The 19,088-nt window shown below is 61.5% G+C and carries 13 protein-coding genes and 1 pseudogene; 8 read left to right on the top strand and 6 right to left on the bottom strand.

The window, feature by feature from the left end:
- Positions 1-1,115: pseudogene (locus Q0974_RS02230) on the bottom strand (hypothetical protein); the annotation flags it as partial.
- A gap of 123 nt (positions 1,116-1,238) precedes the next feature.
- Between Q0974_RS02230 and Q0974_RS02235 the strand changes: the two are divergent.
- A complete protein-coding gene (locus Q0974_RS02235; RefSeq protein WP_299322152.1) occupies positions 1,239-2,408 on the top strand; it encodes an alpha/beta fold hydrolase in 1,170 nt (389 codons plus the stop codon).
- A 144-nt stretch (positions 2,409-2,552) separates the two neighbouring features.
- Here the strand turns inward: Q0974_RS02235 and Q0974_RS02240 are convergent, their stop codons facing one another.
- A complete protein-coding gene (locus Q0974_RS02240; protein WP_299322153.1) occupies positions 2,553-3,230 on the bottom strand; it encodes a hypothetical protein in 678 nt (225 codons plus the stop codon).
- A gap of 128 nt (positions 3,231-3,358) precedes the next feature.
- Between Q0974_RS02240 and Q0974_RS02245 the strand changes: the two genes are divergently transcribed.
- The 3 genes from Q0974_RS02245 (at position 3,359) to Q0974_RS02255 (ending at position 8,226) form a co-directional block, all read left to right on the top strand.
- A complete protein-coding gene (locus tag Q0974_RS02245; protein ID WP_299322155.1) occupies positions 3,359-3,973 on the top strand; it encodes a TetR/AcrR family transcriptional regulator in 615 nt (204 codons plus the stop codon).
- Between the two features lie 402 nt (positions 3,974-4,375).
- Positions 4,376-7,450 carry a TonB-dependent receptor gene (locus Q0974_RS02250; protein ID WP_299322156.1) on the top strand — a complete coding sequence of 1,025 codons (3,075 nt, stop codon included), beginning with the start codon at positions 4,376-4,378 and terminating at the stop codon, positions 7,448-7,450.
- A gap of 110 nt (positions 7,451-7,560) precedes the next feature.
- Complete coding sequence (locus Q0974_RS02255) at positions 7,561-8,226, top strand: hypothetical protein (protein WP_299322158.1); 666 nt, start codon at positions 7,561-7,563, stop codon at positions 8,224-8,226.
- Positions 8,227-8,265: 39 nt separating this feature from the next.
- On the opposite strand, the gene Q0974_RS02260 is transcribed toward Q0974_RS02255, so the two are convergent.
- Both Q0974_RS02260 and Q0974_RS02265 read right to left on the bottom strand, forming a co-directional pair.
- Positions 8,266-9,681 (bottom strand): M20/M25/M40 family metallo-hydrolase, encoded by a 1,416-nt coding sequence (locus Q0974_RS02260; RefSeq protein WP_299322160.1) that lies wholly within the window; start codon positions 9,679-9,681, stop codon positions 8,266-8,268.
- A gap of 164 nt (positions 9,682-9,845) precedes the next feature.
- A complete protein-coding gene (locus tag Q0974_RS02265; RefSeq protein ID WP_299322162.1) occupies positions 9,846-10,502 on the bottom strand; it encodes a hypothetical protein in 657 nt (218 codons plus the stop codon).
- Between the two features lie 373 nt (positions 10,503-10,875).
- Here Q0974_RS02265 and Q0974_RS02270 point away from each other — a divergent pair, with 373 nt between their 5' ends.
- The gene (locus tag Q0974_RS02270; protein WP_299322163.1) at positions 10,876-13,752 is read left to right on the top strand and encodes a TonB-dependent siderophore receptor; all 2,877 of its coding nucleotides are present in this window, start codon (positions 10,876-10,878) and stop codon (positions 13,750-13,752) included.
- Between the two features lie 111 nt (positions 13,753-13,863).
- Here the strand turns inward: Q0974_RS02270 and Q0974_RS02275 are convergent, their stop codons facing one another.
- Complete coding sequence (locus tag Q0974_RS02275) at positions 13,864-14,427, bottom strand: PadR family transcriptional regulator (protein ID WP_299322165.1); 564 nt, start codon at positions 14,425-14,427, stop codon at positions 13,864-13,866.
- Positions 14,428-14,648: 221 nt separating this feature from the next.
- Between Q0974_RS02275 and Q0974_RS02280 the strand changes: the two genes are divergently transcribed.
- From Q0974_RS02280 to Q0974_RS02290, 3 genes are read left to right on the top strand one after another with little or no spacing between them, the layout of a single operon-like run.
- Positions 14,649-15,683 (top strand): extracellular solute-binding protein, encoded by a 1,035-nt coding sequence (locus tag Q0974_RS02280; protein ID WP_299322167.1) that lies wholly within the window; start codon positions 14,649-14,651, stop codon positions 15,681-15,683.
- The gene (locus Q0974_RS02285; RefSeq protein WP_299322168.1) at positions 15,674-17,311 is read left to right on the top strand and encodes an iron ABC transporter permease; all 1,638 of its coding nucleotides are present in this window, start codon (positions 15,674-15,676) and stop codon (positions 17,309-17,311) included. Before Q0974_RS02280 ends, Q0974_RS02285 begins: the two co-directional genes overlap by 10 nt.
- Entirely contained in the window at positions 17,308-18,348 is a 1,041-nt protein-coding gene (locus Q0974_RS02290) for an ABC transporter ATP-binding protein (protein WP_299322170.1), read from the top strand. Before Q0974_RS02285 ends, Q0974_RS02290 begins: the two co-directional genes overlap by 4 nt.
- On the opposite strand, the gene Q0974_RS02295 is transcribed toward Q0974_RS02290, so the two are convergent.
- Positions 18,345-18,941 carry a queuosine precursor transporter gene (locus Q0974_RS02295; protein WP_366943569.1) on the bottom strand — a complete coding sequence of 199 codons (597 nt, stop codon included), beginning with the start codon at positions 18,939-18,941 and terminating at the stop codon, positions 18,345-18,347. The genes Q0974_RS02290 and Q0974_RS02295 overlap by 4 nt on opposite strands.
- Between the last annotated feature and the right edge of the window lie 147 nt (positions 18,942-19,088).

Genomic DNA, 19,088 nt, shown 5'->3' on the forward strand with positions numbered 1-19,088 from the left:
CCGGAAGCACCCGCACCCCGGCCCAGGGCCGTCGTAAAGACACCGCTCGCTTCGGTGTCCGAACCCAAGGCCACAGCACCCTCTTCCGTCGCCTGCGCGCCTTCCGTGTCCGCATCGGAGCCATCGCCGCCAATCGCGATCGCGCCAGCGGCAGTCGCATCGGTGCTCTGGCCAATCGCGATCGAGCGGTCGGCAGAGGCCTCGCTGCCAAAACCAAGCGCCATCGCATTGGTAGCGGTAGCCTGGGCGGCCGAACCGAGAGCAATGGCCTGATTGGCTCTGGCATCGGCGGATGCGCCGAGCGCCAGCGAATTCAGGTTGGTTGCCGCGGCTGTGGTTCCCAGCGCAACCGAGCCAAGCCCGGACACACGGGCATCGGCACCGATGGCGATGGAACGGCTACCCTCGGCTCGCGCGCCCTGCTGATCGGGGTCAAAGCTGTCGCCGCCGATAGCGATCGCGCCGTCGCTGATGGCGCCGGCCTCATCGCCGATGGCGACGGCCTGATCGACGGAGTTAGCAAGGTCGCCTACGGCTACCGCGCCGACGCCGGTGGCGTCCGAGCGGAAACCGAAAGCAACAGCTCCGTTGGCGCTGGCGAGCGAATCATTGCCGATCGCGATCGAACCAATGCCATTGGAGATCGCGCCTTCAGCACCATTATCGGTGCTGTCAGCACCGAGCGCGATGCTGGCCTGACCAGTGGCCTGTGCCCAACTACCGATCGCGGTGGCACCGAGACCTTGTGCACGTGTCTGGGTGCCCAGAGCCGTCGCATTGACATTGGTGGCAAATGCCGCCCACCCAAGGGCGGTCGCATCTTCCGCTGTCGCGGCGGCAGAGGCACCGATGCCTGTGGTGCCGTCTCCGATTGCATCAGCGCCACCACCGATGGCGGTCGCACTGATCCCTTCCGCTTTAGCAGAATCTCCGACAGCGGTGGCAAAACTCCCGTCCGCCTCAGCGTCGTCGCCGCATTCAAACGTGAAAGTCCCGTTGCCGTCGCTGCAGAAGGCCTGGGCCTGTGCCGGCGACGCGGTCAGCATGGCCCCAAGGATCAGCGCTGAAGCGCCAGCGGATAGTTTGAGTTTCGTCGTATTCAATTGCGTGTTCATAATAACCTCCTATGTGTTGAGGCCTGCCCCTATGAACATGCGCGCATCGCCAAGCTTGCAGCGTATCTGGAGTGTTTCTGGAGAAAGTCTGGAGAAATCGGCGCCGCGCGATATAGTGTTGCGATGGGGTGGGTTTTCGAAGATTTCGAGCTGGACATGGATGCGTTCGAGCTACGCCGGGCGGGCGAAACCGTGCCGGCTGAACCCCAAGTCCTGTCCCTCCTGTTTCTGTTCGCCGAAAACCGTAATCGCCTGCTGACGAAAGACGAGATTGTCGAGAAAATCTGGGATGGCCGCGCGATTTCAGATGCTGCGCTGTCCAGCCGGATCAAATCCGCGCGGCAATTGCTGGGCGACGATGGCAAGCAACAGCGTTTCATCAAGACGGTGCATGGCAAAGGCTTTCGCTTTGTCGGCGATGTCGCGCCGTCGCCATATGGCGCGCAAGCAAGCGCGGCCGATCAACGCGCCACTGACCCTGACGCCGGGCCCGAGCAGGAAATTCGTTTCTTCGCCGATCGCAACGGCACCAGTATCGCCTATTCGCTGAGCGGGAGCGGGCCTGTTCTCATCTCCCCACCATGGTGGGTGACGCATGTCGAAGCCGACTGGAACGTGCCCGATGTGCGGAGATTCTATGCGACAGTCGGCCGAGGACACACGCTGGTGCGGTATGACCGTCCGGGCACAGGATTGAGCGATCCGATCGAAGCGCCGTTCACCTTCGAATCCGAAGTCGCGCTGTTCGAAGATGTGGTGGCAGAGCTTGATGCAGAGAACATCTCGATCCTGGGATTGTCCTGCAGCGGGCCGGTGGCGATTTACCATGCCGCCAACCATCCCGGACAAGTCGAGAAACTCTGCTTCTTCGGTGCCTATGCGAACGGCCCCGCGATCAGCCCACCCGAAGTGCAGAAAGCGATGCTGTCATCGATCAAGGCGCATTGGGGGCTCGGCTCGCGCCAGATCGCCGATGCCTTTTTGCCCGATCTGGAGCGGGAGCAGGTGCTTGAGTTCGCCAATCAACTGCGCCGAGCCGCCGATGCGGAGACCGCCGCGGCGATGTTAAAGCTCGTCTATCAGCTTGACGCGACCGATTGCCTGGCCCGAGTAAAGGCGCCTACCCTGATCATGCATCGTCGCGGAGACCGCGCCGTCCCATTCTCCGAAGCGAGAGACATGGCCAAGCATATCGCTGGCGCGACGCTGATCCCCCTAGAAGGCCGTGCCCATTCCCCCTGGTATGACGATGGAAAGATCGCCGAAAAGCTGCACGACTTTCTGGTTTCGTAGCAATTGCTGTCGAGCAAGAGGCTTCCGATTGAATAGCGCCATCCTGCCATGAGCCAGTAGACGGTTATATTGGAGATCGCATCGGATGCACGCGTGAACCGAGCTTCACCGACCGCATCGGCCGTTCGGCGTCCGGTAAGCGGGCTATTCTTCGAATTGCGGCTGTATGTGCCCGTCGCGGCCATTGACCGGGATGGCGATGATCGCGCGGAATGTGCCGGGTGCTTCGAAGACGACCGGGTCGCCGCTCGTGAAGCTGTTCCCGCCGAGCATGTCGTTCGTGTAATAGGGCGCATGCACCATCAGATGCGGGTGCCAGTGACCTGCATTGGGGGTCAGCCTTTGAGCCCCTGAATACATGTAAGAAAAGGCCGTCCGCTCGAGCGGTCGCAACCGGCCATCGCCATAGGCGCTCATAATTTCCGCTCGGATCGCGTCATGGTCGGCGCCGGCCAGGCCAAGCTCCGCGCGCAGAAACTGTTCCTGCATCGAGCTGGCGCTGGTGACGGGATCATAACATATCGGCGCGACAAGGCCTTCCCACTCGAACAGCTCTCTTTGCGTATCGAATGCCGCACTCCATTGGCGCAAGACGAGGCAATTGAAACCGTTGCTGCCTGTCACGACCTGCCGATATCCGCTTGGCAAGAGTACCCAGTAGGAGGCGTTTTCGGAAACGGTTTCCGGCGCGGCGCTTCTCGCGATCGCGATCTCCCTGGCTTCGGGCCAGAAAAAATCTGCGCCGACCTCCGATTCGGCGAGGGCGGGTGAAACCAGTGCCGCTGCCAAAGATGTTGCGAATAGCAGTTTTCCGCGCTTCATGCCGTCTCTCCATGCCCAGGAAATGCCGCGTGCAAGTTGGTAATCGACCGGAGTTGCGCTACAAGCTCGCAGGACCGGCGACCTAAACGGTACCGTTCCGTACCGTTTTGTCAACCGGGATCGATTGCATGGGGGCTATCGCCGAGAAAGTTCTGGAAGATCCCAAGCGGGAAAAGATCATCGATGCCGCCGAGCAATTGTTTATTGCCAATGGTTTCGCGGCAACCAGCATGGAAGATGTCGCCCGGGCGGCCCGTGCGTCGAAACGCACGATCTACACGCGGTTCCGCTCGAAAGAAGATCTGTTCGCAGCGGTGATGCTGTCTGCGTGCCGGGACATAGACGCGCCGGCGCTCGATATGCCGGACGCTGATGCATCTCTGGAGGAGGCATTGCGCGCGGCGGGGCAGGCGACCCTGTTCCGTGTCCTGCAGCCGCGCGGGCTTGCCGTTTTGCAGGTCGCAATCGGCGAGAAGAGCACCAAGCCGCAAATCATGAAGATCTATTGGGAGAATGGCCCCGGCTATGCGGAAGCCTATGTCAGGGACGCGATAGCAAGGTTCGCAAAGCGCAAGAAGAAGGTCTCCGCGAAGCAAGCCGCGTTGCGTTTCATGAACATGATATTCGGCCCGTTCCTGTATACTGCGCTCTTTGCGGACACCAAATTGCCCAGCCGTAAGAAGATGAATGATGAGCTGGACGCGACGATCGAGCATTTCATTGCGTGGTTGTCGACGGACTGATCGAGGCGCATTTTATTCTGGATCGCATGAAGTAGGCGGTGGCAGGCTCTTTGCGATCTGCGGCCGCAGACAGGCCCGGTAGCGGCCGGAACACTCTTAAATCTGAAACCATAAAACCAGCCGAATAGGCTGTGGCAGATTTGCCACGCCTAATCCTGAATCACGAACCGCGAGACCGAAATGGATTGAGCCGTCCGAAAATTTCTGCATGTACGTCTCGACAGTACGGTACCGTACCGTACTATAGAAAGGCTCTGAAATTCGCTCATCGCGATCAGGGCAGGGCTGGCCGGGCCCGGCCGATGAGGCAGCCGGGAGGGCCGGTGCAGGGGTTTTGGAGTGGCCCGCGCCGCGATCGTGCCGATCGCGTCCGGGCGCTCCGCAATAGGAAGGTAGAATTTGATGACTTACAGGGATTTTCGAGTTTCGGCTGACGCGCGGCGGCGGGCGATAGGCGGCTTGCTGGCCGGTACGGCCATGGTTTCGACACCTGCGTTCGCGCAGGACAGCGGTGAACTCGCAGCGGCGAGCGCCACGGACCAGCCGGCGATCGTCGTTACCGGTTCGCGTATCGTAAACCCGAACCTCGAACAGTCGAGCCCGATCCAGGTCGTTGGCCAGGACGAGATCGATTATCGTCAGGCGACGAACGCCGAAGAACTGATCGGCGAACTGCCCGGTGTCGTTCCTGGTATCAACAACTCCGTCAACAACGGCAGCGGCGGCATCGCTTCGCTGAACCTGCGCGGCTTGGGCACGACCCGGAACCTCATTCTGCTGGACGGCTCGCGTATCGTTCCGGCTACACTGTTCAGCGAAACCGACCTTAACGTGGTGCCGGTTGCACTTGTCGAGCGGGTCGAGATCGTCACGGGCGGCGCCTCGTCGGTGTACGGTGCCGATGCTATCGCCGGTGTTGCGAACTTCGTAATGCGCCGGGATTTCGAAGGCCTTGAAGCCTCCATGACATACGGCATCACCGAACGCGGGGACGGCGAGCGGTTCCGGGCAGATGTAACGATCGGCGCCAATTTCGACGATGGCCGGGGCAATGCCGTTCTGAGTATCGGCTATCAGGAAGTCGACGATGTCGTGCAGTCGAATCGCCTGGTTTCGCAATTCGGTCTCGGGTTCACCGGCACCGTCCTAGGTTCGGGTACATCCATACCGACGCGCATCAGCAGCGACCTCGATCTGGCGAACCCGAACTGGAATCTTCCTCCGAGCGATCCGAATGCGGGCAACTCCGACTTCGGCACGAACCAAAACGATCCGGGTGCCGGCATCTTGGTGCCGACGTTCAACACGTTCAACTATGCGCCGTTCAACTATTTCCAGACGCCGCTAGAGCGCTACAATATCTTGGGTGCGGCGCGCTATGAGGTGACGCCAGGCATCGAAGTCTATACGCGGGCGATGTTTACCAAGACGACGGTTGGGCTGCGCCTTGCGCCCTCCGGTCTGTTCCTCGACACGTGGCAGTTCCCACTGAACAACCCGTTCATCAATGAACAGCAGCGCCAGCAGATTTGCGCGGGCCAGGGCTTCCAGCTGGTGCCCGATCCGAACTTTGTCGACGATCCGAACGATCCCGATGACCAGCCGGGCCTGATCCCGGGTCCGGACCGTATCATCTCGGCGGCCGATTGTACGGCGGCCGGACAGGCTACCGGGCCCGAAGACCCCAATTATCGCGAGGTCCCGGTCACGATCGGCCGCCGTCTCGTGGAACAGGGTCCGCGTCGCACGAATATCGTCACAAACATGTTCCAGATCTGGGCGGGTGTGCGCGGTTCGCTGACCGATACGATCAATTACGATATCTCGGGCTCTTACGGTGAATCCCAATTGACGTTTACCCGGAGGGGCTGGGGTCTGAAGTCGCGTGTGCAGCAGGCGCTGCGGGCGGCGGATACGCAAAACTGTCAGGACCCGTCCAATGGCTGCTTCCCGATCAACCTGTTCGGCGGCGGCACGGGCGAGAATATCGATCCGCGTTCGGTGGTCTTTTTCGACCAGCCCTCGTCCTTCACGGACAATACCTCGCTGACGACGGTCAATGCGTCGATGTTCGGCGATCTGGGCCAGACGGGTCTGTTCACGGACACGCCGGTCGGCTTCGCAGTCGGTGTCGAATATCGCGACTACACGGCGAGCCGTGTGGCCGACGTGTCCGCTGGCACGCAGGACGAAGTGCTCGGTACGGGCGCACCGTCGCCGACCTTCAGCGGCGGATATGACGTGATCGAAGGCTTTGCCGAACTGATCGTTCCGATCGTCGAAGATGTGCCGGGTTTCTACAACCTGACGCTCGAAGGCGGAGTGCGTGTGTCCGACTATTCGAACACAGGCACGAGCGTGACCTGGAAGGCTGGCGGCTCCTGGGAGCCGTTCGAGGGCTTCCGGTTCCGCGGTATCTTCCAGCGCTCGGTGCGTTCGCCCAATATCGGCGAACTGTTCCTGCCGGTGACCACCGGTTTGACGGGTCTCAACGTCGATCCGTGCGCGGGCACCAACCCGCTCGGCAATGCCACGCTGACCAATATCTGTCTGCTGCAGGGCGCGCCGGTCGGTTCGATCGGTACGATCCCCGTGCCGTCGGCGGACCAGGTGAACTCCACCACGGGCGGCAACCCGAACCTGGATCCGGAGGTGGCGGAAAGCTACACGCTGGGTTTGGTGCTCACGCCGCGCCAGGTGCCCGGTCTGGCGATCACGGTCGATTATTACGATATCGAAATCACCGACGCCATTACAGCGCGCACATCGGGCGACGTTGTCGGTCCGTGCTTCGGCCCAAATGGCGACGGTGTCGGCGGCGATCTTGACGTCTGCAGCCTTATTGTCCGCAACCCGCTCAACGGTTCTTTGAACGGCGGCGGCGATACGCCGGGCATCGCACCGCCGCTGACCAACCAAGGCGTCATCACGACGAACGGTGTGGACTTCCGGGTCAATTATAACCTCCCGGTGAGCTTCGGTTCGCTGAACTTCGACCTGAGCGGCAACTGGACGGACTCGATTAAGTTCCAGGCGGTGCCGGGCGGAGTCAATCGCGAATGTATCGGTCAGTATAGCGCAAACTGCGACTTCAGCACCGGTGCGGCGCAGCCCGAATGGTCGTTCAACTTCCGCTCCACGGTGAGCATTGACGATCTGGTCGACATATCGCTGCTGTGGCGCTGGATCGACGGCATGGAATATGAGCGCATCCTGCCGCGGGCCACGTCGAACGGTACGCCGGCCGATCCGGAGTTCCTCTCGACCGATCCGGCGAGCTATTTCGACCTCACAGTGCGGTCGAATGTGTCGGAGAATTTCGACGTAACGCTATCGGTGTTTAACCTGCTGGATCGCGATCCGCCGAATGTCGGTTCGTCGGTCGGCACGAGTTCGCAAAATGCGGGCAACACCTTCCCTGCGACATTCGACACTCTCGGCCGCCGTTATTCGGTGACGGCTCGCCTGCGCTTCTAGTTTGGAACGTTTGGTCACGTTCCAGCCCTGGGCGGGGGTGGTTTTGGAAGTCCCACCCCCGCCATTTTCTCAGCCGGCAGCCAGCCCGGCCGAACGCGATGAGGAGCACCATGCTCGATGCCGAATCTTCGATAGCGCCGCGTGGGTCCGTCGAGCCGGTCGTGGATTGGAGAAGTCGGCGGCGGGAGATCGTCGAACGGGTTACCGGCGTTTATCTTGAAAAACCCTGGCAGAGCATCACCATCGAAGCTGTGGCGGAGCGCTCGGGCATGTCCTTCTGGCAGGTTTATTATTCCTTCGACGGCCAGGAAGATGTCTATCGGGCGGTGGCCGGTCGGCTGATCGCGAATATAGAAGCGCAGATCGACACGGCCCCGCAATGCGCCGATACCGTTCGCGATACGATAGCGCAGTATATCGGCTGGCTGTCCGCGCTGTTCCTGTCCGTCGACTATCGCAATCTGGCCTTTCTCAAACTGCGCGACGGGCCATCAGAGCCGTGGCTTGTCATCAACATTCGGCGCAGGATTCGGCATCGACTTCGCAAGGCTCTAGAATCACGGATTGCCGGCGCGGGCGGGAAGCACGGGCTCTCAATCATTTGCGATAGCGAGGCGATCAATCGGGCGCTCGCCGTTCTCGAAGCCAATACGGCATTTGCAAGCCTCGCCTCGGAGGCCAAAGTCGAAGATCGATCGGTCGATATGGCCAAAGCGGTTGCGGTATCGGAGATCTGGCAGGCCGCGCGGACCACCGAGAGTGCCATCTATGCCTGAACTGTCCTGCGGTTCACCAACACCCTAAGCCGGAAAGGCTCAGTCCCGGCCGGCACCAAGATCGGCGAAAATCTGGCCGATCGATGCGATCATCTTGCGGGCGGCGGCGAGGTCCAGCGATTCGTCGCTATCCTGGAAATTGGCTTTCGGCCCCATCAGGCCGGTGACGAGCATCGGCGCGTCTTCGAACTGCTGCGCGATGATCTCCACCGAAGGGTAGGCGCCGCCGATGGACCAACCGGTGGCAGGCTCGCCGAAATATTCTTTGGAAGCCGCGTCCACGCTCTTTCTGAGCCGCTCGGAAAGAGCGCCTCCGTGCCAGCTCGGCAGAATGTTGGACGGTGTGAAGTCGACCTTCGCATTGTGTGGTGGATCCTCGACGAGTGCGTGTTCGACGGTCTCGGCCGAGGCCACCGCGTCGCAGCCCGGCGGCACCCGGACTCCAATCTTGAGGGTCACGCCGCCGGGTAACACGCCGCCGACAATGTCCGCCGACGCGAGGCCGTTGATATCGGCGACAGCCAGACCGGCATGCCAGACGGGGCGCAATGCGGCGGCCGCCGGCATGTCGGTAATTCCCGGCACATCACCCGTGATGCTCGCGGAATCGAGAAAATAGCGACCCGCGATCGCATCGGTCTCCGCGCCACCCGTGGTCAGATGCGGTGGGACTTTCACCGAAAGTGCGTCCAGGTGCATCATTCCGGTCGACAGATCGGCAAGGCGGTCCAGCAGCGTAAATGCTATCCCGAGCGCCGAAGGCGCCATGCCGGCTGCACCGGAATGCGCGGATTTAGCGGCGGCATCGACCGAGAGATGGCCCTCGATAATTCCGCGATAGCCAGTCAGATACCAGATGCGCTCATAATCGGCGCAGATGGATTCCAGGAAGACGATAAGGTTCGGCTCGCCGACTATTTCGCTGAGTTCCGACAAATATCGCGGCAGAAAGGCGCTGGCGCTCTTTTCGGTCGTTTCGAGAAACAGGACGCAGCGCGGCCGTGGAATATCGAGCTTCGCGAGGGTCGCGATTGCCGTGATGTAACAATGGGGTGCAAAACCACCGTCCACACTGCCCCGGCCATACAGCTTTCCATCCCGCACAATCGGTTCATAGCCCGAGGCGCCATAGCTCCAGACCTCGCCCGACGGTTGTTTGTCGATATGGCCGCAGCACAACACAGTGCCGTCGGCCGTTCCGGGAATATCGATGACCAGCATCGGCGCCTTCGCGACCGTATCCAGCGTGTTGATGGCCGTGCCATCCGGACAATGGTCGGCGGCCCAGGTGGCAATGTGCTGCAAGGCGGCGTGCGTGCTGGGCAAGGATTGCTCGCCCGGGTCGAACGCAGGCGAGAGATTTCGGATGCGGATGAACTGACTGAGAGACGGCAGCGCAGCCTCGTCGAACATGCGGCCTATCTCTTCCTGGAAGCCGGAAACTAGCTTGGTCATGTCTATTTCCATCATCGGTCTGTTCTGATTGAAGCGCGCCCGCCATATCTGGCATGTCGCTTCAACCTGCCCCGTGTCGTTATGTTCCCGGGGGTTTGGGAAGCTTATGGCGTCAATCGGTAAATGGCCAGCGGCTACGGTTCATAGAGCTTCGAGTAATCCGTTCAGGCCGACAGCCGCAGCGACTCTCCGACAGTGTAGGTGCCCGTCCAGATCTTGCGGGCCGAGGTTCGGATGGCCTGATGTGAGGATTCGTCATCCAGACCGTGATCCTGCAGCAAGGCGGGGAAGGCGAGGGCGGCCTCCAACGATGCGAGGGTATCCCGACAGCATTGATCGTCGATCGTGACATCCAGATCCTGGCTGTGGCCAGATTGCGAAATTGCCGATTTCAAACTTTCGATGAGCGGCGTGGCGATCCTGCGGCGATACTGAATGCCCAGCCAGGGCTCGTTCGACTCGTCCCGGATACGCAGATAGAGAAGTTCGCGATAGCCCTGTGTCTGCATCGCAGACGCGGCGAAATCGATGAAGCTGTGTATCGTGTCGAGTACCCTTGCCTGTGCGTCAGGCGGCGTTGCGCATGTTTCCGCAACGGCATCGATCAACAGGCCGACCGAAGCGCGATAGATATCTTCCTGACCATCAAACGAATAGTAGATTTGCCAGAAGGACATGTCGGCTTGGTCAGCGACATCGGCGATGGAAACGTTCGGCCAGGGCCGGTTCAGAAATAGCGGAAGCGCCTTTTCAGCGACGGTCCGTCTTCGCTTTTTCCAGTCGATCACAGATCCGGTCGACGGCCGCGGCCGAGCACTCATCGCCATTCTCCTCTAAAAGTACGATGCGTACTATATATAGTATGAGACGTACCAGATAATCCAGTCCGAATGTTTGCCTTCGGCTATCTATCCCGAAAATTGCCCGTTTTTACGGAGATATAGTGCATCTCTCGTGTGTGGTTCGTTTGCCACAGCTTCTCTATAAAGTTCGAGTCGAACTATATTTGAGTTGAGCGAGTCGATCTGTCTTTGCATAAGCGCGGAGCTTGAGGCGCCCGCCGGATTGCCGGTGCGGTGTCGGAACCGAGGGCAGGGGCGTGTGCCGGCGATCAACAGCGATGGCCGGCGCGGATCACGTTCGATGGCCCGAACAGGGGAAGGTTTGCTTTCAATGACTCACAAGGAATCCAATATGACATCTTCGACACGCAAGCGGACGATCGCTCGGTTGCTGGTGGGAACCGCCGCAGTGGGTACGTTCGGCGCGCCGGCTTTTGCGCAGGATAGCGACGAGCTCGCCTCGACCAGTACGACGAACCAGCCAGGCATCGTCGTGACCGGCACACGCATCACCAACCCGAATCTCGAACAGTCGAGTCCGATTCAGGTCATCGGGCAGGACGAGATCGACTATCGCCAGGCGACCAACGCCGAAGAGCTGATCGGCGAACTTCCGGGCATCGCGCCCGGCATCAACAATTCGGTCAACAATGGCAGCGCGGGCGCTGCGACCTTGGACCTGCGTGGGTTAGGAACTCAGCGAAATCTGGTCTTGCTCGATGGTTCGCGGCTCGTGGCCTCGACAATCGGTAACGCCACCGACTTGAACATCATTCCGGTCGCTCTTGTTGAGCGCGTCGAGATCATCACCGGCGGCGCTTCGTCGGTGTACGGTGCGGATGCGGTCTCCGGCGTTGCAAACTTTGTGCTGCGGCGTGACTTCGAGGGCGTCGAGGCTGCGGCCACGTTCGGTCTTACCGAGCGGGGCGACGGCGAACGAATCCGTATGGACCTGACGGTCGGCGCGAGTTTCGACGATGGGCGCGGCAATGCCGTTCTCTCGCTCGGCTATCAGGAAGTTGATCCCGTGTTGCAGTCGAACCGGCTGGTCTCGCAGAACGCGACGTTTGGCGGGCAGGCCTTCGGTTCGAACACGACGGTCCCGACGCTCATAAACGCTATGCAGCTCGCGCCGGACGGTCAGTCGCTCATACCCCAATATAACACGTTCAACTATGCGCCGTTCAATTACTTCCAGACGCCGCTCGAACGCTACAACATGTTCGCGATGGCGAGCTACGAGATAACGCCCGGCATCGAAGTCTATACGCGCGGCATGTTCACGCGCGCGCAGGTCGATGTTGCGGCGGCGCCATCCGGGCTGTTTACTCAGGGTTTTCAGCTGCCACTCAACAACCCGTTCATCAATGAAACGATTCGGCAGCAAATCTGTGCGATCCCGACCATCGCGATAGACCCGGCGACCTGTACGGCCGCGGGCCAGGCGACCGGACCGAACGACCCCAATTTCCTCGCGCCGACCGTCGTTCTCGACCGGCGTCTCGTAGAGATGGGACCGCGGCTGACCGAGAATACGACGAATCAGTTCCAGCTCTGGGCCGGCGTGCGCGGCGATCTCAGCCCGACGATCAGCTACGATGTCTCCGCGACATATGGTGAATCGCGCCGGACTTCGACGAATTTCCGCTACGGCCTCATGTCGCGTGTACAACAGGCGCTTTTCGCGGCGAGCCCAACCACCTGTTACGATCCGTCGAACGGCTGTTTCCCGATCAATATCTTCGGCGGCGGAGTCGGCACCAATATCGATCCGCAAGCAATTGCCTTTATCGATCAGCCGGCCGGTTCGACGGTCGAGACGTCGCTGGCCGTCGTCAATGCATCTCTTACCGGCACGTTCGGCGAGACCGGCCTCTTTACCGAGACGCCGATCGGTTTCGCGGTCGGCGTAGAGTATCGCGATTACGTTGCCGGGCAGGTCGCCGATGTGCCATCATCGACGCAGGGCGAGGTCATGGGTTCGGGCGCACCGTCGCCTTCCTTTACCGGCGGTTACGATGTGATCGAGGCATTCGCCGAAATCATCGTTCCGATCGTGGAAGACGTGCCGGGCTTCTACAGCCTCCAGGCCGAGGGTGGCATCCGCATATCGGATTATTCCAACACCGGCACGAGCGTCACTTGGAAGGCGGGCGGCAGCTGGGAGCCGTTTGAAGGTTTCCGCTTCCGCGGTATCTACCAGGTATCGGTGCGTTCGCCGAACATTGGTGAACTTTTCCTGCCAACCACGATCGGACTTACCAACCTGACAGTCGATCCCTGTGCCGGGACGAATCCGGTCGGCAATGCAACGCTGACGGCGATCTGCATCGCCCAGGGCGCGCCGGCTGCGAGCATCGGCTTCATTCCGCAGCCATCGGCTGCGCAGATCAATACCAGCTTTGGCGGCAATCCGGATCTCGATGTGGAAGAGGCAGAATCGATCACGCTGGGCCTCGTGGCGACACCGCCGCAGGTGCCGGGTCTCGTCGTTTCGATCGACTATTTCGACATCACTGTGACCGAAGCAGTGAGTAGCCCGACGGTCCCGGATATTCTGACACCGTGTTTCGGACCGAATAGTGACGGTAATGGGTCCGATCCATCCTTGTGCACCAGCTTCGTCCGTAACCCCTTCAATGGGTCGTTGAATGGTGGCGCCGAGACCCCCGGTATTCTCTTGCCGCTGTCCAATCTCGGGCGTTTCGAGACGAGCGGCGTCGATCTGCGCGTCAACTACACGCTGCCGGTGAGCTTTGGTTCGATCAACTGGGATTTCAACGGCACCTGGTGGGATAGCTTCGTCATCCAGTCGACCCCAACATCGGGCGCGCTCGAATGCGTTGGCCTTTTCAGCAGCGCCTGCGATCCGATCAAGCCGGAATGGCAGTTCAACCTCCGGACAACGGTCGCCATCGATGACCTAGTCGATATCTCGTTGCTGTGGCGCTGGATCGACGGAGTGGAATATCAGTTCCGCGGTGCGGGGCAGGGCTTCCTACCCGAATCCGAAGCGTTCGATGAAGCGAACTATTTCGACCTGACCGTTCGGTCGAACGTGAGCGAGAATTTCGACGTGACGCTCACGGTGGAAAACCTGCTGGATCGCGACCCACCGAAAACAAGCTCGTTCATCGGATCAACGGCGTACAACAACGGCGAGACCTATCCGTCGACCTATGACGCGCTCGGCCGCCGTTACACCGTCACAGGGCGCCTGCGCTTCTAGCGGGACGGCAACCAGTTAGAACGTTTGGTCACGTTCTAGTCGATGGCGGGGGTGGTTTTTGGAAGTCCCACTCCCGCCATCATTTTTATGGCTGGAAAGGCGGTGTGCCGTTCATCCTTTGTCGGCACTGGTCTCCGTCTTGGTGTGCGCGAAGAGAAGCCGGTCGAGCCAGTCCATACGCATTCTGAGCGCGCTGATCGCATTGTCGTAGACGAACTGCTGGAAGGGGACATCGACCTCGCTGTTATAGGCCTCGACTTCCTGGATCTTCCGCGCGACTTTTGCCTTGGCGTCCATGATCCAATCGAAACGCTCTTTCTCGGTCAGCAGGTCGAATGCCATGAGTCGTGTTCGAAGCGGGTCCTCGAGCAGCAGATGCGCGTCGAGAATCTGGCGGGCCCAGTGGCGCAGTGCCTCCAGCCCCTTCTCCGTGCAGTTCCACACTTCCGTTCCGCGGCCATCGCCTTCGACATAACTGCCTTCGATGAGGCCCGCCTTGTTGAAGCGGCGAATCATCGGATAGATTTGGCCCTTGCTCTTGTTGAACGCGGCGACCGGGCTTTTCCCATAGCCTTGCGCGATCTGATAGCCCGTAATCGGTTGGTTGCGGCGCACGACATCCAGCAGAGCGCCCTCATTTTCGCTCAGGATGGGGATCTCGTCGGATGCAGCCATGAATTTGGAACGGTTGGCCTGTTGATGCTGTCGTCGAGGATGATGTGAAACTTTTTCGCCGATTTGTCACCCACGCACCGTCTGCTGGTTGTCGGTAAGGGGAAATTACGCTCGCAGTTCAGGCTTGCCTGTGTGGCGCATTACGATTAAATGATAATGATAATCATTCCTAATAATATCCGCTCTGTACGACCGAGTCGAAATCAGCCAAAGGGACCGCCATGCGTATTTTACCGATTCTAGCCATTTTTACCGGGGTTGTTCTCGCCTCATGCGGCTCGCTCGATTCCGGGGACGGTAGCGGCGCTGGCGAGGGGCAGACGCTGACCATCTACTCGTCCCGCCACTATGATTCCGACTATGCGCTTTATGAGGCGTTCGAGGAAGAAACCGGTGTTACGGTCGAGGCGATAGAGGCCGATGGCGATCTCCTGATCGAGCGTGTCAAGGCCGCGGGCGACCAGAGCCCGGCTGACGTAATCATTACCGTCGATGCGGGCCGGTTGTGGCGTGCTGAGCAGGAAGAGTTATTCGCGCCGGTAAGTTCGGCCGTGCTCGAAGAGCGCGTGCCCGCCAATATGCGCCATCCTGATGGTCTGTGGTTCGCGGTTGCGACGCGCGCGCGAGTCATCGTTTATGCCGAGGACCGGGTCGATGGCGGCGATTTGACGGGCTATGCCTCTCTGGCCGATCCAGCTTTTCGCAGGCGGGTTTGCGCGCGCTCTTCCGGCAATGTCTACAATATTTCGCTGCTCGCCGCGCTCATCGATCGTTGGGGTTCCGATACAGCGCAGCAATGGGCGAACGGCGTAAACGCCAATTTCGCCCGCGATCCGCTGGGCGGCGATAGCGATCAGATTCGCGCCGTTGCGGCCGGGGAGTGCGACGTCGCAATCGTCAATCACTATTATTTCGCCCGGCTGATGGGGACTGAGCCTGAAGTCACGGATGGCCTTGCCGTGTTCTGGCCGAACGCGGAAGCGGGCGTCCACGTCAACATTTCGGGTATGGGCATGTCGCGCAATGCGCCCAATCCCGAACTCGCCCAGCAGTTTCTGGAATTTGCCGTGTCCGATCGGGCGCAGCGGTTCTTTGCAGAACTCACAAATGAATATCCGGCGGTAGCGAGCGTTACCTATGAGAATGCAGCGCTTGCGGAGCTCGGCGATTTCGAGGCCGATCCGCTGGCGGCGACAGTGCTGGGCGAAAACCAGGCCGAGGCGCAGCGGCTGTTCGACAGGGCGGGATGGCAATAAGCGCATATGCTGTCATACCGGGCCGCTCGCGGTTCCCGATCCGTCTGGGATTTAGCCCAACGCCTTTCGCCGTCGCCGCCGCGCTGATCTGCGTCGCGCCGATCGGGGCGCTGTTGGCGATTTCTTTCGGCGGCGCAAGCGAGCATCTGCGCCATTTGGCCGATACGCAGCTCGGTCTTTACGCATGGAACTCAGCGGCTCTGGCCGTGATGACGGCCATCGGAACGGTTGTGCTCGGCGTGCCCGCGGCCTGGCTCGTCGCCCGCTATCGCTTTCCAGGGCGCAGCTTTTTCAGCTGGGGACTCGCGCTGCCGCTCGCCATGCCGGCCTATGTCGCGGCCTATGCCTGGGTGTCGATGACGGCGGCCGGCGGGCCGGTCTATGCCGCGAGCGGCGGCGCGCTACTGACCGTGCGCGGCCTGATCGGCGCGGCCTTCGTCTTTTCCTTCGCCTATTATCCGTACGTCTTCCTGCTCGCCCGGCAGGCCTTCGAAACGCACGGCACAGGCGCGGCGGATGCGGCGCGGACCTTGGGGGCAGGGCCGTTCCGCTCCTTCACTGAAGTGGCGTTGCCGCTCGCGCGTCCGGCGATCATGGCCGGGGTCGCGCTCGCAGTCATGGAAACGCTCGCTGATTATGGCGCCGTCGATTTCCTTGGCGCGCCGACCTTCACCGTCGGTATCATCCGCGCCTGGGGATCGTTCGGCGAGCCTGCTGCCGCAGCGCAGCTCGCGTTGATTCTGCTCTTCGCGATGATGTTGCTGTTCGGTGTCGAGCGGGCCGCGCGCCGCCGTCGCAGCATTGCCGAACGCGGCGGCCGCAACCATCCGCCGCCGCGCATGACCCTGTCGCCCGCCAAAGCTTGGCTCGCCTTTGCACTATGCTTAGCGCCGCTCGCTATCGGCCTGATCGTGCCGGGTGGCCGGCTGGTGCAGCTGGCAATCGAGACCGAGGTGCTGCGTTTCCCGGCCGATGCGTTGCGCGGTACGCTGATTCTCGCGACCGCGTCCGGTCTGATTGCGGCCATGCTGGGTTTGGGCGCGGCCTATGCAGCCCGCACCGGAGGGGTTTTTGCGCGCGGCGCGGTCCGTGCTGCCCATGCCGGCTATGCGATACCGGGCGCCGTGGGGGCGCTCGGCGTGCTCGCCTTGCTCGCTTTTGTGCAGTCCATGGCCGATGTCGGGCTGGGTGCCGCCGCGCCGGCTATTGCGGGCGGCGGCGTCTTGGCCCTGCTTTTCGCCTATCAGGCGCGTTTTGCGGCTGCGGCTATCGGCCCGGCCGAAAGCGCGCTGGCCCGGATACCGCCAAGCCTCGATCATGCGGCGCGCACGCTGGGCGCGCGGCCCGGCGGCGTGATCCTGCGCGTCCATCTGCCGCTCGCCTTTGGCGGTATAGCCACGGCTGCGCTTTTGGTGTTCATAGAAGTGATGAAGGAACTGCCCGCGACGATGATCCTGCGGCCGATCGATTTCGAGACGCTGGCCGTGACCGCGCATAATTACGCGTCTGACGAAAGGCTGGCCCAGGCTGCGCTGCCCTCGCTGTTGCTGGTGGCGATTGGCCTTCCCGCGATGATTATTGTTGCAAGACTGGTATCCGGAGTCGGACGGAGCGAAGCCGCGCATTGACCGATCCGTTACTCTCCGCCCGCAGCCTGACCAAGTCGTGGTATGGCCGCCCCGTGCTTCGCGATGTCGATCTCGACTTGCGCAAGGGACAGGTCACGGCGGTGCTCGGTCCGTCCGGCGCGGGCAAGTCGACTTTGCTGCGCGCGATCGCCGGACTCGAGCGCGTCGATAGTGGCACCATTGCGTGCAATGGTGAGCTGCTGACCGATGGCGCCGTCCGGGTGCAGCCCGAAGACCGCAATATCGGTATCGTCTTTCAGGATTTCGCGCTCTTTCCGCATCTGACCGCGCTCGGCAATGTGCTGTTCGGTCTGCGCCGGCATCCGCGCAGCGCGCGGCGCGACATGGCGATGGCGAAGCTTGCGGCGGTCGAACTTGCCGAAAAGGCCAATGCCTATCCGCATACGCTGTCGGGCGGCGAGCAGCAGCGCGTGGCGCTCGCTCGCGCGCTCGCGCCCGAACCGGAGATCATCCTTCTGGACGAGGCCTTTTCCGGGCTCGATGCGCGGTTGCGCGAGGCACTCCGCGAAACGACGCTGGCCGCGCTCAAGGCCTCCGGCGCGGCCGTGCTGATCGTTACCCATGACGCGACCGAAGCCATGTTCATGGCCGACGAACTCGCCCTGATGGTCGATGGTGCGATCATCCAGTCGGGACCGCCCGCTTCCGTCTATCGCAGTCCGGTCGCCACCCCGGCGGCGCGGCTCCTGGGCGAAGTCAATGAATGGAGCGGGCGCGTGGAATCGGGTGCGCTAGTCACCCCTTTCGGCAGCCTCGCCGCACCCGGCTTGGTCGACGGCGCAGCGGCGACCGCGCTGGTGCGTCCGGAAGGCGTCGTGCTGACCAGCGCCGAGGCGGGCGGCTACAGGATCGTCGGCCGCCATCTGCTCGGCGCATCGACGGTCTTCGCGGTTGCCGCGCCAGGCGGTGACATCTGGCAGGCCCGTATGGCGACGGCGATTGCGCCCAATACCGATACGGTTGACATTACGCTCGATGCCGGCCTGGCCAGCGTCGCGCAGGCCGAGCGCGATTAGCCTGTTACCGCTGGCGGCTCGTCCAACCGTTTCGCGAGTTTCACCAGCAGGATAATGAGCGGCGGCACGAGTATGGCGGAGAGCACGATCTTTGCTAGCATCTGCCCGGCGAGCAGCGATCCGATCGGAAACTCGCCGTAAAAGGCGACCGTGATGAAGATCAGCGTATCGACCGACTGGCTCAGCGCCGAGGCGATCGCGCCGCGGATCATCACACCGGTGCCGCTATCGCCGGCCGCGCCGCGCAGCGCATCGAATATCTTGACGTTGAGCAATAGCGACACGCCATAGGCGATCGGCCCGGCGAGCATGATACGGGGCGTCTGCGACAGGACGGTCTCGAATGCGGTGAGATTTTCCGGCGGCATCTTGTCCGACGGCGGCAGGGACAGCACGAGCGCGATCAGCATGACCGATACGGCCAGCGGGACGAAGCCGAACAGCACGAGGCGGTTGGCAGTCTTTTGCCCGTGGGTCTGCGCGACGGTGCTCGAGATCACCACCAGCATCAGAAAGGCGAAGATGCCCGCTTCGACCGCCAGCGGTCCGAGCGCGACTTGCTTGAAGGCCAGCACGCCGGCAATGCAGGTCATGCCGCCATAAAGGATTGAAAAAATGAAGAGTGAGCGCGATAGCGTCGCGGGAGCATGCGGAGGGGATGATGCGGTTGACATCGCGATCCTCTATCCTGTTCCCCGCCCCAACAAAAGAGGGGCCATTGCGCGGCGAGAGGTGAGAGC

It is taken from the genome of Parasphingopyxis sp. (assembly GCF_028279465.1).
Taxonomy (GTDB): Bacteria; Pseudomonadota; Alphaproteobacteria; order Sphingomonadales; family Sphingomonadaceae; genus Parasphingopyxis.

Excerpts from the sequence above, each read along its gene's own strand:
- Q0974_RS02240 (WP_299322153.1), bottom strand. The coding sequence starts at position 3,230 with ATGAAGCGCGGAAAACTGCTATTCGCAACATCTTTGGCAGCGGCACTG.
- Q0974_RS02235 (WP_299322152.1), top strand. The coding sequence starts at position 1,239 with ATGGGGTGGGTTTTCGAAGATTTCGAGCTGGACATGGATGCGTTCGAG.
- Q0974_RS02260 (WP_299322160.1), bottom strand. The coding sequence starts at position 9,681 with ATGACCAAGCTAGTTTCCGGCTTCCAGGAAGAGATAGGCCGCATGTTC.
- Q0974_RS02270 (WP_299322163.1), top strand. The coding sequence starts at position 10,876 with ATGACATCTTCGACACGCAAGCGGACGATCGCTCGGTTGCTGGTGGGA.
- Q0974_RS02245 (WP_299322155.1), top strand. The coding sequence starts at position 3,359 with ATGGGGGCTATCGCCGAGAAAGTTCTGGAAGATCCCAAGCGGGAAAAG.
- Q0974_RS02255 (WP_299322158.1), top strand. The coding sequence starts at position 7,561 with ATGCTCGATGCCGAATCTTCGATAGCGCCGCGTGGGTCCGTCGAGCCG.
- Q0974_RS02250 (WP_299322156.1), top strand. The coding sequence starts at position 4,376 with ATGACTTACAGGGATTTTCGAGTTTCGGCTGACGCGCGGCGGCGGGCG.
- Q0974_RS02285 (WP_299322168.1), top strand. The coding sequence starts at position 15,674 with ATGGCAATAAGCGCATATGCTGTCATACCGGGCCGCTCGCGGTTCCCG.
- Q0974_RS02275 (WP_299322165.1), bottom strand. The coding sequence starts at position 14,427 with ATGGCTGCATCCGACGAGATCCCCATCCTGAGCGAAAATGAGGGCGCT.
- Q0974_RS02295 (WP_366943569.1), bottom strand. The coding sequence starts at position 18,941 with ATGACCTGCATTGCCGGCGTGCTGGCCTTCAAGCAAGTCGCGCTCGGA.
- Q0974_RS02280 (WP_299322167.1), top strand. The coding sequence starts at position 14,649 with ATGCGTATTTTACCGATTCTAGCCATTTTTACCGGGGTTGTTCTCGCC.
- Q0974_RS02265 (WP_299322162.1), bottom strand. The coding sequence starts at position 10,502 with ATGAGTGCTCGGCCGCGGCCGTCGACCGGATCTGTGATCGACTGGAAA.